General features: G+C 75.8%; 11 protein-coding genes. 7 read left to right on the top strand and 4 right to left on the bottom strand.

Annotated features, from left to right (window positions below):
• Positions 1-373: 373 nt before the first annotated feature.
• Positions 374-688, top strand: coding sequence for a hypothetical protein (locus tag ACZ55U_RS37735; protein WP_465533929.1), 315 nt, complete (start codon positions 374-376; stop codon positions 686-688).
• A gap of 64 nt (positions 689-752) precedes the next feature.
• On the opposite strand, the gene ACZ55U_RS37730 is transcribed toward ACZ55U_RS37735, so the two are convergent.
• Complete coding sequence (locus tag ACZ55U_RS37730; protein WP_465533927.1) at positions 753-1,736, bottom strand: aldo/keto reductase; 984 nt, start codon at positions 1,734-1,736, stop codon at positions 753-755.
• Positions 1,737-1,846: 110 nt separating this feature from the next.
• Between ACZ55U_RS37730 and ACZ55U_RS37725 the strand changes: the two genes are divergently transcribed.
• Positions 1,847-3,166 carry a cryptochrome/photolyase family protein gene (locus ACZ55U_RS37725; RefSeq protein WP_465533925.1) on the top strand — a complete coding sequence of 440 codons (1,320 nt, stop codon included), beginning with the start codon at positions 1,847-1,849 and terminating at the stop codon, positions 3,164-3,166.
• 111 nt (positions 3,167-3,277) lie between these two features.
• On the opposite strand, the gene ACZ55U_RS37720 is transcribed toward ACZ55U_RS37725, so the two are convergent.
• The 3 genes from ACZ55U_RS37720 to ACZ55U_RS37710 all read right to left on the bottom strand — a co-directional run bounded on the left by ACZ55U_RS37720 (position 3,278) and on the right by ACZ55U_RS37710 (position 6,559).
• Positions 3,278-5,056 carry a glycoside hydrolase family 3 protein gene (locus ACZ55U_RS37720; RefSeq protein WP_465533923.1) on the bottom strand — a complete coding sequence of 593 codons (1,779 nt, stop codon included), beginning with the start codon at positions 5,054-5,056 and terminating at the stop codon, positions 3,278-3,280.
• Positions 5,053-5,820 carry a tyrosine-protein phosphatase gene (locus ACZ55U_RS37715; protein ID WP_465533921.1) on the bottom strand — a complete coding sequence of 256 codons (768 nt, stop codon included), beginning with the start codon at positions 5,818-5,820 and terminating at the stop codon, positions 5,053-5,055. The genes ACZ55U_RS37720 and ACZ55U_RS37715 overlap by 4 nt, the downstream gene beginning before the upstream one ends.
• 139 nt (positions 5,821-5,959) lie before the next feature.
• Positions 5,960-6,559: a TetR family transcriptional regulator gene (locus tag ACZ55U_RS37710; protein ID WP_465533919.1), complete on the bottom strand. Its 600-nt coding sequence runs from the start codon at positions 6,557-6,559 to the stop codon at positions 5,960-5,962.
• A gap of 248 nt (positions 6,560-6,807) precedes the next feature.
• Here ACZ55U_RS37710 and ACZ55U_RS37705 point away from each other — a divergent pair, with 248 nt between their 5' ends.
• The 5 genes from ACZ55U_RS37705 to ACZ55U_RS37685 are packed head-to-tail and all read left to right on the top strand — an operon-like array spanning position 6,808 to position 12,295.
• Positions 6,808-8,367, top strand: coding sequence for an ABC transporter substrate-binding protein (locus tag ACZ55U_RS37705; protein ID WP_465533917.1), 1,560 nt, complete (start codon positions 6,808-6,810; stop codon positions 8,365-8,367).
• Positions 8,364-9,332 carry an ABC transporter permease gene (locus tag ACZ55U_RS37700; protein ID WP_465533915.1) on the top strand — a complete coding sequence of 323 codons (969 nt, stop codon included), beginning with the start codon at positions 8,364-8,366 and terminating at the stop codon, positions 9,330-9,332. The genes ACZ55U_RS37705 and ACZ55U_RS37700 overlap by 4 nt, the downstream gene beginning before the upstream one ends.
• Positions 9,319-10,260 (top strand): ABC transporter permease, encoded by a 942-nt coding sequence (locus ACZ55U_RS37695; RefSeq protein WP_465533913.1) that lies wholly within the window; start codon positions 9,319-9,321, stop codon positions 10,258-10,260. The genes ACZ55U_RS37700 and ACZ55U_RS37695 overlap by 14 nt, the downstream gene beginning before the upstream one ends.
• Entirely contained in the window at positions 10,257-11,279 is a 1,023-nt protein-coding gene (locus ACZ55U_RS37690) for an ABC transporter ATP-binding protein (RefSeq protein WP_465533911.1), read from the top strand. Before ACZ55U_RS37695 ends, ACZ55U_RS37690 begins: the two co-directional genes overlap by 4 nt.
• Positions 11,276-12,295 (top strand): oligopeptide/dipeptide ABC transporter ATP-binding protein, encoded by a 1,020-nt coding sequence (locus tag ACZ55U_RS37685; RefSeq protein ID WP_465533909.1) that lies wholly within the window; start codon positions 11,276-11,278, stop codon positions 12,293-12,295. Before ACZ55U_RS37690 ends, ACZ55U_RS37685 begins: the two co-directional genes overlap by 4 nt.
• The last annotated feature ends 276 nt before the right edge of the window (positions 12,296-12,571 follow it).

Here is a 12,571-nt window from a genome sequence, read left to right as displayed (position 1 = left end):
CTGCAGTTGATCCTCGCCACCTGGGCTGGCCACTGTCCGACCTGCCACCGCGACATACCCACACCCATACGAACCTGACCAAGCCCTACTAGGGGCCCAAGGGCTACAAGGGTCACAAGGGTCCGTACGCCCGCGGCTCGCACGGTCGCCCGGCGGCGTCCGGCCGCCGGGCGAGTCCCGGGGCCCCGCCCGGCGGCTGTCGCCGGAGCGCGGCCTCGGCGCGCCGGGCCCGCCCGCGAGCGGGCCCGGCCGGCCGGCCGAGGGGCATGCCCGCCGACGGCCGGGGTAGGCGGGCCCCATGCGGCGGGCCCGGCTCCGTACCCCCTCCCCTCCGGGCCGGGCCCGCCGCCGGACCGAAGGAGAGGAGAAGACCATGACCACCGAACCGCTCTCGCCGACGGCCGACGGCCCGTCCCTGCTCGCCGTCGCCGTACCCGCCCTGGCCATCGCCGCCGTACTGATCTGCGCGTTCGCCTGGGGCAGCCACCACCTGGTGCACCGCCGGCCGCCGAAGCCGCCCAGGGGCGCGTCCGGCGCGCGCGCCGGCTCCTGGAGCACGCCCGGGAGCGCGAGCACGCCCGGGAAGGACGGTCCGCACCATCACCGGAGGGAGGTCACCGGCCGCGAGGCGGACCGGCCGTCGCACCGCCGGCCCCGGCACGCGGACCCGGTCCGGCGGCCGTCGTGACCGCCACGACCGCCCGGGCGCCGGGCCGGACCGGACGACCCCGGCCCGGCCCGGCGCCCGCCCGTCACCAGCGGTCGTGCACCTGCGCCCGGATCCGCCGGTCGTACAGCTCGCGCACCGCGGCCAGGGTGTCCGCCGCCAGCGGCGCCAGAGCCGCGGCGGCCGCGTTCGCCCGGGCCTGCGCCACGTCGCGGGCGCCGGGGATCACCGTGGTCACCCCCGGCTGCTGGGTGACCCAGCGCAGCGCCGTCTGCGCCGCCGTCGCCCCCTCGGGGGCGAGCGCGGCGAACTCCCGGGCCGCCTCGACGCCGGTGGCGAAGTCCACCCCGGAGAAGGTCTCGCCCTGGTCGAAGGACTCGCCGTGGCGGTTGTACGTCCGGTGGTCGTCCGCGCCGAAGACGGTCCGCTCGGTGTAGCGGCCCGCCAGCAGCCCGGAGGCCAGCGGCACCCGGGCGAGGACCCCCACGCCCGCCGCCTCGGCCGCGGGCAGCACCCGCTCCAGCGGTTTGAGCCGGAAGGCGTTCAGGATGATCTGCACGCTCGCGACGCCCGGGCGCGCGATCGCGGTCAGCGCCTCGGCACAGGTCTCCACGCTCACCCCGTAGGCGGCGATCCGCCCCTCCGCCACCAGGGTGTCCAGGGCGTCGAACACCTCGTCCGAGGAGAGGACGGGCGTCGGCGGGCAGTGCAGCTGCACCAGGTCGAGCCGCTCCACCCCCAGGTTGTCCCGCGAACGGTCCGCCCAGGCACGGAAGTTGGCGAGGTGGTAGTGCTCGGGGAGATGCTCGGCCCGGCGGCCGAACTTGGTGGCGACGAGCACCTGCGCGTCCGGGCGCTCCTTCAGGAAACGGCCGATCAGCCGCTCGCTGCGGCCGTCGCCGTAGACGTCGGCGGTGTCGAAGAGGGTGACTCCGGCCTCCACCGAGGCCTCCAGCACGGCCAGGGCGTCCTCCTCCCGGACGTCCCCCCAGTCCGCACCGAGCTGCCAGGTGCCGAGTCCGACGATCGAGACGGGACGGCCGGTGCGGCCGAGAAGGCGCTGTTCCATGGGGCGAGCCTCTCACGCCCGTTCGGACCAATCCACCTCGCCGACGGGTCCGGACATCCGGTAGGAGTGCCCGAGCACCCCCGACGGCACCATCTGTGAGGGCCCACCCCGTGACCGTATCGATCGCCCTGTTCACCCAGGACCTGCGGCTGCACGACAACCCCGTGCTGTACGCCGCCCGCGCGGCCGCCGACCAGGTCGTGCCGCTGTTCGTCCTGGACCCGGCCGTCGCCGGCGCCGGCTTCGCGGCGCCCAACCGGCAGGCCTTCCTGGCCGACTGCCTCGCCGACCTGGACGCCTCGCTGCGCCGGATCGGCTCCCGGCTGACCGTGCGCACCGGCGAGCCCGCCGAGCAGACGGCCCGGGTCGCCGCCGAGGCGGGCGCCGCCACCGTGCACGTCGCCGCGGGCGTCAGCGCCTTCGCCCGCCGCCGCGAGGCGCGGCTGCGCACGCTGTTCGGCGACCGTCTGCACGTCCACGACGCCTCGCTGACGGTGGTGCCGGCGGGCCGGATCGTCCCGGCCGGCCGGGACCACTACGCGGTGTTCACTCCGTACTTCCGCGCCTGGCAGCAGGCGCCCCGGCGCACGGTGCTGCGCGCGCCCCGGTCGCTCGCCACCCCGGAGGGCATCGGCGGCGGGATCCCGGCCCTCGCGGGGCCGTGCTCCCCCGCCCTGGCGCCCGGCGGCGAGAGCGCCGGGCGGCGGCGGTGGCGGCGCTGGGACGTCGACGGGTACGACGAGGCGCGGGACGACCTCGCCGCCGACGCGACCTCCCGGCTCTCCCCCTACCTTCATTTCGGCTGCCTGTCCGCCACCGAACTGGTCGAGGGCGCCCTGCGCCACGACGGCGAGGGGGCGCGGGCCTTCGTCCGGCAGCTGGCCTGGCGCGACTTCCACCACCAGGTGCTCGCCGCCCGCCCGGACGCCGCGCACCGCGACTACCGCCCCAGGGGCGACCGCTGGCACCGGGACGAGCGCGAGGCCGAGGCGTGGCGGCAGGGCCGCACCGGCTACCCGGTCGTCGACGCCGGGATGCGCCAGCTCGCCGAGGAGGGCTGGATGCACAACCGGGCCCGGCTGCTGACGTCGGGGTTCCTCGCCAAGAACCTGTACCTGGACTGGCGGATCGGGGCCGCCCACTTCCTGTCGCTGCTCGTCGACGGCGACGTGGCCGACAACCAGCTCAACTGGCAGTGGGTCGCGGGCACCGGCACCGACACCCGCCCCAACCGGGTGCCCAACCCGCTGCGCCAGGCCGACCGGTACGACCCGGACGGGGCGTACGTGCGCCGCTGGGTGCCCGAACTCGCCCACCTGCCGGGCCGCTCCGTGCACCGGCCGTGGCTGGCCGGCGCCGACTACCCGGCCCCGCTGATCGGCCCGGACGCGCTCGCGGACCGGTTCCGCCGGGCGCGGGGCCTGGACTGAGCGGGGGCGGGCCCGCCGGGCTGAGCACGGGCGCGGTCGCTCGCACCGGGTACAGGGCCGAGCACGGGCGCCGGGGTCCGTCACCACGCGGTGACGGACCCCGGCCGGCCCTCAGCCTCCGTCGCTGGCCCGGTGGCCGCAGCGGAACAGCGGCGCGCGGGTGTCGAAGGGAACGTCCTCGCGGGACTCCGCGACGGCGGCGTCGGAGACCGGCAGGTCGAACGGGAGGCTCCCGGTCATCGGAGCGCGGCCGAGGACGGCGTCCAGCACCACCTCGTCCGCCGCGCCGAACTCCCCGACCAGCAGGGCCGCGTGCGGGGCGATCGGGGTGAGCACGGCGGGCCGCTCCAGCTGGGCGACGACCACCGTGGGCACCACGGCCGCCAGTGCGGCGACCCGCTCGACCTCGGCCGGCCCGAACTCCAGCGAGCCGCTGTGGAAGTGCCGTTCCAGCATCCCCTCGCGCCGCTCGTACGGGGTGGCGAGGCGGACCACGGCGAGGTCGGCCCGCGCCGGGTCCTCGACCACGGTGCCGTACCGGGCGGCGACGGCCGGGTCGACGCCCTCGACGTAGAGCAGCGATCCGCCCCTCGGGCGCCCGGCCAGGTGGACCAGGGAGCGGCGCTGGGCCTCGACGCCGAGGGCCCGGCCGTCCGGGGCGCCGACCAGTCCGGCGGCCGCGTCCGCGTCGACGTACGGGTCGTCGAACAGGCCGAGGCGGAACTTGTCGCGCAGGACGCGGCGCACCGACTCGTCGAGCCGGGCCTCCGTCACCGCGCCGGAGCGCACGGCGGTGAGGATCAGCTCCGGGTCGCTCTCGCCGCCGAGCTGGTCGGCGCCCGCCTCCAGGGTGAGCACCACCTGCTCGGCGAGGGACAGCTCCTCGACGCCCCAGTGCCGCGGGGGCAGGGTGGCCACGCCGGGGATCTCCATGCCGGTGAGGGCGTTGAAGTCGGTGCAGACCACGCCGTCGAAGCCGTACCTGCCGCGCAGCAGCCCGGTGATGACGTCCCGGTTGAAGTTGGCGCCGACCTCGGCGAGGCCGCTGCCGGAGGGGATCGCGTAGGCGGGCATGATCTGCGCGGTGCCCGCGGCGAAGGCGGCCTCGAAGGGGCGCAGGTGGGTCTCGAACTCGCCGCCGGGGTAGGTCAGCCGGCGCCCGGCGGCGAAGTGCGAGTCCTCGCCTCCGGCCTGCGGGCCGCCGCCGGGGAAGTGCTTGGTCATGCAGGCGACGCTGTCCGGGCCGATCCGCTCGCCCTGGAGTCCCTCGACGTAGGCGGTGATCATGCGCGAGGCGCGCTCCGGGCACTCCCCGAAGGTGCCGCTGATCCGGGCCCAGCGGGGCTCGGTGGCGAGATCGGCCATCGGGTGGAGGGCGACCCGGATGCCGACGGCGACCAGCTCGCGGCGGATCAGGTCGGCGTAGCGGCGCACCAGTTCGGGGTCGTCGGTGGCGGCGAGGCCGATCGGCTCGGGGCCGGTGCTGAAGCCGCCGCCGGTGAACGCGGTGGCGGGGTTGGCGGTGAAGCCGTGCCGGGGGTCGGAGGAGAGGGTGACCGGGATGCCCAGCCGGCCGGCCGCGGCGAGGTCCTGGACGTGGTTGTTCCAGGCGGCCATCGCACGCGGGTCCGGGACGGCCATCATGGCGAAGTGGGTGAGGCCGTGTTCGGTGATCAGCTCCGCGCCGGAGGGGAACGGGCCCTGGTCGCCGGGGAGCATCCGGCCGTGCAGCATCTGCGCGGCCTTCTCCTCCACCGTCATCCGGCCGAGCAGGTCCTCGACCCGCTCCTCGACGGGCAGCCGCGGGTCCTCGTAGGGCTCCATGGTGCCGTTGTGGTTGAGGTCGCGGAACGGGGTGCCGTCGGTGTGCCGCAGCAGGGCCGCCGTCATGCCGTCACCTCGGCCGCCGCGGCGGGGGCGGCGTCCGGCGCGGCGGCCTTGGCGCGGAAGGCGTCCAGGGTCCCGGCGGTGACCCCGCAGGCGGCCAGGAAGCCGGCGGCGTCGCCGTACTTGCCGTGGACCAGGGCGAGGAAGCTGCTCATCGCCCCGGCGGGGGCCTCCAGCAGCGGGGCGGGGACGACCATGCGGCCCGCCTCGACCTCGTTGAGGGCGGCGCGGTTGCGGTCGGCGAGGCCGGCCCAGATCCGCTGGATCGCCTCGTTGGTGCGGGCGTAGTCGGCGACGATCTCCTCGGCGGGCACCCCGAGCAGTTCCAGCAGCAGCGCGGTGAGCAGCCCGGTGCGGTCCTTGCCGGCGGCGCAGTGCACCAGCACCCCGCCGGGGCGGACGACGGCCTCGACGGCGGCGGCGACGGCCTGCGGCGCGGACTCGGCCATCAGCAGGTAGAAGGCGCCGAGGTCCTCGGCGGTGGTCATGGTCCGCATGGCCCGCGCGAGTTCGTCGCCGCTCGGATCGATCCGGGCGGCGACCACGGTGAGGCCGGCCGCCTCGACGGCGGCCCAGTCCTCGGGGCTGCTCTCGGCCTCGCCCCGCAGGTCGACGACGGTGGTGATGCCGTGCTCGCGCAGCTGGGCGACGGTGGCCTCGTCGGCGGAGGGGAAGGGCTGGGCGGAGCGGAACAGCGCGCCGGAGCGGATCCAGCGGCCCTCGGGGTCGGTGAGCGTGGCGGGGTCGCGGAAGTTGACCAGGGACATACGGGGGGCCTTTCGGAATTGCGAAGGGTGTGCGAATGCGCGCGGCGGACCGCGCACGGGGGGATAAGTGGGCGTGCGGTGCCGTACGGACGGCCTGCGGCGCGCCCGGAGGGGAAGGGAATCGGGGTCGGGGGTCGGGTCAGCCGGCGGTGACGAGCACGTCCCGGTAGGCCCCGACCCAGTCGGCCAGTGTGCCGGTCTCCTGACCGATCAGCACGTGGCGCCGCACCACGGCGCCGAACAGCGCGCCGAACGCCGCCGGGCGCAGATCGGTGGCCGGATCGGTGCCGAGCCGCTCCGCGGCGATGGTGACGGTTCCTTCGGTGAAGGCGTCGATGACGACCAGGGCGTAGTTGCGCACCGCGTGGACGTCGAGCAGGCCGCGGCGCAGCCGGCGGCGGCGCTCGGTGTGTTCGACGGGCTCCTCCAGCCGGCCGCCGGTGACGGCCAGGGCGTGTTCGAGCGCGGCCCAGAGCGGGAGTTCGGCGGGGGCGGCGGCGAAGGCGTCGAGCACGACGTGGCCGAAGTCCCAGCCGAACAGCAGGGCCTCCTTGGCCGGGTAGTAGCGGAAGAAGGTGCGGTGGGCGACGTCGGCGCGGCGGCAGATCTGGTCCACCGTGGTGCGCTCGTAGCCCTGCTCCTCGAAGAGGTCGAGCGCCGCGCTGCGGATGCTGTCGCGGGTGCGCGCCTTCTTGCGGTCGCGCATGCCCGGCTCCGCCACGGTGTCCGTCCCCTGCATCGTTCTTCCGTTTCCTCTCGGTGAGTTGAGCCCCGGTGAGTCGAGTGGTCGTGGGCCACCGAGGGGGCCGCTGGCAGTACCGAATCACGACCTGCCGTGCTCGCTCAAGGCGAGCGCCGACTCTTCCGATCTTCGTCATCTGGAATTTGCACAACTGCCTTTTGACAGTACTGCCACTTCCGGAATGGTGTGGGGCGTCGGCGGCCGACCTCCCCCTGGCCGCCCCCACTCCCCCGAACCGAGGAACCATGAAGCGCCACTACCTCCTGGCATCGGCGGCCCTGACCGCCGCGCTCGCCCTCACCGCCTGCTCCGCCTCCGACGACGCGCTGGCCGGCGGTGGCACCGCCGCCGGGAACACCGCCGGCGCGGCGAGCGACGGGCCGGCGGTGGACGGCGGCACCCTCAAGATCGGCCTGGACCGGCCGTTCGCCAAGCTCGACCCCGCCGACAGCGCGCTGACGTCGATGCCGCTGATGGTCCTCGCCAACGCCCTGTACGACCCGCTCATGGTCAACGGCGACAACGGCAGCGTGCAGCCCTACCTCGCCAAGTCCTTCACCTCCAACGCCGACGCCACCGTCTGGACCCTCGACCTGCGCGAGGGCGTCACCTTCAGCGACGGCAAGCCGCTGGACGCCCAGGCCGTCGCCGACCACGTGGCGCGGCTCGCCAAGCCGGAGAACAAGTGCGCCTGCGCCGCCGACGCGGCCACCATCGCCGCCACCGCCGTCACCGGACCGACCACCGTCTCCTTCACCCTCAAGGCGCCCGACGCGGCCTTCCCGAACCTCTTCACCCGTGCCCTCGGCTACGTCTCCGAGGCCCCGGCGGGGGACTCCCCCGCCGTCGGTTCCGGCCCGTACACCGTGGAGAGCGTGCAGCCCGGCGTCTCCGTCACCCTCGCCCGCAACCCCGGGTACTGGGGCGCCAAGGGCCACGCCGACAAGCTCGTCTACCGGGTGCTGCCCGACGTCGACAGCCGCTACCAGTCGCTGCGCTCCGGCGACACCGACGTGATCTGGGCCGAGACGCCCGGCCAGCTCAAGCAGGCCGCCGCCGACGGGCTGCGCGCCGCCACCGGACCCGGCTCCACCACCGCCGTCCTGTTCAACACCAAGGCCGCGCCCTTCGACGACGTGCGGGTGCGCCAGGCGGTGCGCTACGCGATCGACCGGGAGGCCCTGGAGAAGGTCGTCTACCTCGGCCAGGGCTCCGTCGCGGACGGCCCGATCGGCTCCCGCTCCCCGTACCGCGCCGCCGCCGGGTACCCGGCCCGCGACGTGGCCAAGGCCCGCGCCCTGCTCGCCGAGGCCGGCCACCCCGACCTCGCCTTCGACTACCTGGTCGACAGCCGCCCCGAGGGCCAGCAGCGCGCCACCGTGCTCCAGCAGATGCTCGGCGAGGCCGGGATCAAGATGACCGTCAAGCCGCTCGACAGCGCCGGCCTGGGCACCGCGATGTTCCAGCGCAAGTTCCAGGTGATGGACTTCGTCACCAGCATGTTCGGCGACACCGACACCGCCCTCGGCAACCTCTACCTCCCCAACTCGCCGTACAACTTCACGGGTTGGTCCGACCCGGAGGCCGCGAAGGCGATCACCGAGGGCCGCGCCTCGACCGACGCCGCCCAGCGGTCGGCCGCCTACAACCGGGCCGCCCAGCGGGTGGCCGACGAGGTGCCGATGGCCTTCCTCACCGAGAACAGCCTCGGCTTCCTCGCCTCCGCCAAGGTCGGCGGCCTGCCCGACCTGTCCAAGCGGACCGTCATCAACGTCTCCCCCGCCACCCTGTGGGTGAAGCGATGACCGCCACCACCCGCACCGCCCTGCGGTACGGCGGGCGGGCCGGCCGGGCCGCGGCCGTCCTGCTGCTGGTCGCCCTCGCCGCGCTCGCCCTGCCCCACCTGATGCCCGGCTCGCCCGCGGTCGCCGCCCTCGGCCCCACCGCCACCCCCGAGCAGATCGCCGCGTACGAGGCCGGACTCGGCCTGGACCGCAACGTCTTCGCAGCCACCTGGCAGTGGATCGCCGACGCCCTGCACGGCGACCTCGGCCACTCGCTGTCCAGCGGCGTCGCCGTCACCACCGAACTGGGCAACCGCATCCCCGTCACCCTCGAACTGTTCCTCGCCGCCCAGCTGGTGGCGCTCTGCATCGCCGTGCCCGTCGCCCTGCTCTCCGCCTGGCGGCCCGGCGGCACCTTCGACAGGATCGCCACCGCCAGCACCTTCGGCTGGCTCGCCGTCCCCGGCTTCGCCCTCGGACTGCTGCTGATCTGGGTCGCCGCCGTCCAGCTGCGCGTCCTGCCCGCCACCGGCTGGACGCCGTTCACCGAGGACCCGGCCGGGAACCTGCGCCACCTGGTGCTGCCCGCGCTCACCCTCGGCCTCACCGAGGCCGCCGTGTTCACCCGCACCCTGCGCGGACAGCTGCTCGACACCCTCGACCAGCCCTACATCGCCGCCGCCCGCAGCCGCGGCATGGGGACCACCCGGCTGCTGCTGCGCCGTGCCCTGCGGCCCTCCAGCCTTCCGCTGGTGACGCTGGTCGGCATCGGCATCGGCACCTCGCTCGGCGGCTCGGTGCTGGTCGAGTCGCTGTTCGCGGTGCCCGGCGTCGGCAACCTGGCCTCCGCCGCCATCGCCGGCCGGGACTTCCCGGTCGTCCAGGCCGTGGTGGTGGTCAGCGCCGTCGGCGTGGTCACGGCCACCCTCGCGGTGGACCTGCTGTACCGCACGATCGACCCGAGGATCGCCCATGAGCACCGCTGACACCACCGCCGAGACGGCCACCGTGACCACCGCCGACACCGCCGCCGGCACCGCCGCGGAGAGCGCCGCCGTGACCGCCCCGGCCGCCGGGGCGGCGCGCACCGCCCGCCGCCGCCCGCCCGTCGGCGTGCTCGCCGCCGCGGCCTGGCTGGCCGTGGTCGCCCTCGCCGCCCTGCTGCTGCCCCTGCTGCCCGGCTTCGACCCGCTCCACGGCGACTTCGCCCACCCCGCCGCCGCCCCCGGCCCCGGCCACTGGCTGGGCACCGACGGCTCCGGGCGCGACGTCCTGCAACGCACCGTCGCCGGCGCCCGCGCCTCCTTCACCGTCGCCACCCTGACCATCCTGGTCGGGCTGCTCGGCGGCGGCGCCCTCGGGCTCGCCGCCGGCTGGTTCCGCGGCCCGGTCGACAAGGTGATCGGCTTCGTGATCGACCTGCTGATGTCCGTGCCCAGCCTGATCCTGGTGATGATCGTGGTCTCGCTGCGCGGGCCCAGCCTCACCGTGATCGGCACGCTGATCGGCCTGTTCGCCGTCCCGCACTTCACCCGGGTGGTGCGCGCCATCGTGCTCTCGCTCACCGAGCGCGGCTTCGTCCAGGCCGCCCGGATGCTCGGCACCGCCCCGCTGCGCGTCCTGCGCCGCGAGATCGTGCCGCACGTCGCCCCGGCCGCCGTCACCTTCGCCTTCACCGCCACCACGGCCGCCATCGTCGCCGAGGGCTCGCTCAGCTTCCTCGGCTTCGGGCTGCGCCCGCCGGAGCCCTCCTGGGGCGGCATCATCGCCGAGGGCCGCACCGCGCTCGGCAGCGCGCCGTGGATCTCGCTGGCCCCCGCGGCGGTGCTCTGCCTGACCGTCCTCGCCCTCAACTACCTCGGGGAGCACCTGCGTTCGGGTGGTCCCGCCGCTGCGAAGGGAGCGCGCGGATGACCTCCGCCCCCGTCCTCGACGTCCGCTCGCTGGACACCGTCCTGCACACCCCCGACGGGCGGACCCTGCACGTCCTGCACGGCGTCAGCCTCAGCATCGCGGCCGGAGAGTGCCTCGGCGTGGTCGGCGAGTCCGGCTCCGGCAAGTCCGTCCTCGCCCGCACCGTCCTCGGCGTCGAGTCCCGCACCACCCGGACCGCCGCCACCGGCGAGATCCGGCTGAACGGCGAGGACCTGCTCGCCGCCACCGCCGCCCGCCGGGCCGAACTGCTCGGCACCGGCATCGCCATGGTCCACCAGGACCCGATGACCTCGCTCAACCCGGTGGTCCGGATCGCCGACCAGGTCACCGAGTCCCTCACCAACCGGCGCCGCCTCTCGCGCCGCGAACGGCTGCGCACCGCCACCGAGTTGCTCGCCTCGGTCGACGTCCCGGACCCCGCCCGGCGGGCCCGCGCCCACCCCCACGAGCTCTCCGGCGGCCTGCGCCAGCGGGTCGGCATCGCCGCCGCTCTGGCCGGCGAACCCGCGCTGCTGCTCGCCGACGAACCGACCACCGCCCTCGACGTCACCGTCCAGCGCACCGTCCTCGACCTGCTCGACCAGCACCGGCTCAACCGCGGCCTCGCCACCCTGCTGATCACCCACGACATCGGCCTGCTGTACGGGCGGGCCCGCCGGATCGCCGTCATGTACGGCGGCCGGATCGTCGAGACCGGCCCCACCGAGGCCGTCACCGCCCACCCCCGGCACCCGTACACCGCGGCCCTGCTGCGCTCCGTGCCCCGGGTCACCGGCCCGCTGCGGCGCACCCTGCCCGCCATCCCCGGCTCGCCGCCCGACCTCAGCCGGCCCGCCGCCGGCTGCCCCTTCGCCCCGCGCTGCGAGCGGGCGACGCAGCTGTGCACCACCACCGCCCCGCCCACCCACACGGCGGCGGACGGCCACACGGCCGACTGCCACTTCCCGCTCACCGAGGCCGACACTCCCGCCCCCGAGGAACTGGAGCCCGCGGCATGACCACCGCCTCCGAAGCCGTCCCCGAAGCCGCCGCCCCGGGCGCCCCGGGCCCCGGCAAGGCCGTCCTGGAGGCCACCGGCCTCAGCGTCGTCCACCGCACCCGCTCCGGCCCGCTGCACGCCGTCAGCGACGTCGACCTCGCCCTGTACCCGCGCCGCACCCTCGCCCTGGTCGGCGAGTCCGGCTCCGGCAAGAGCAGCATCGCCAAGGCCCTGCTGCGGCTTCCCCCGCCCACGGCCGGCACCGTCACCCTGGACGGGACCGATCTCGCCACCCTCTCCCCGCGCGCCCTGCGAGCGCTCCGCCCCCGGATGCAGATGGTCTTCCAGGACCCGCTGTCCTCCCTCAACCCGCGCCGCCGGGTCCGCGACCTGGTCGCCGAACCCCTCGACACCCACCCCGACCCGGCCCGCAACCGCGAGGAGGTCGTCACCCGCCAGCTGGAGGCCGTCGGCCTGCCGCCCGCCCTCTTCGGCGACCGCCGCCCCCACCAGCTTTCCGGCGGGCAGGCCCAGCGGGTGGCCATCGCCCGGGCGCTGGCCGCCGGACCGCACGTCCTGATCGCCGACGAGGCGGTCTCCGCCCTCGACGTCTCCGCCCAGGCCACCGTGCTCAACCTGCTGCGCGGGCTCACCGAGGAGCGCGGCCTGGCCGGCCTGTTCATCTCCCACGACCTCGGCGTGGTCCGGGCGGTCAGCGACGAGGTGGCCGTGCTCCAGCTCGGCCGCATCTGCGAACGCGGCCCCACCGAGGCCGTCCTCGCCTCCCCCGCGCACCCGTACACCGCGGCGCTGCTCGCCGCCGTCCCCGAGCCCGGCCGCCCGCTGCGCGACACCGGGCTGCTCCCGGCCGACCCGCCCTCCCCGCTCGCCCCGCCCAGCGGCTGCCGCTTCCGCACCCGCTGTCCCCTGGCCGACGCCCGCTGCGCCACCGAGGTCCCCGCGCTGCGCGAGGTGGCACCCGGCCGCACGGCGGCCTGCCACCGGCCGCTGGTCGGCGCCGGGGCGCGCGTCTGACAGGTCGCGGCGGATCAGGGCGCGGCGTCGGGGTGCGTGCACGGCGAGGCGGAGGAGGGGGTACCTCCCGGCCGGAGGCCGGGGGCGCGCCGCGGGCCCGGTGGGGACTGCCGGACACGCCCTGGCCGAACCCGAACGCGCGGGCCCGGCCGAAGTGCTCCCGACCGGGCCCGGCGCCGGCTCAGGCGGCTCTACCTTCTGAGCTGGGTTGATCGAGCCACTCGTAAGGTTGGGTCGCCCAGGGGTGCTGGGTGTGGCTATCAGGCGGCTGCCGTT

This window comes from Kitasatospora sp. NPDC034533, from assembly GCF_055575155.1.
The sequence above is the reverse complement of the archived record's forward strand: the minus strand, read 5'-3'. Positions and strand labels throughout refer to the sequence as shown.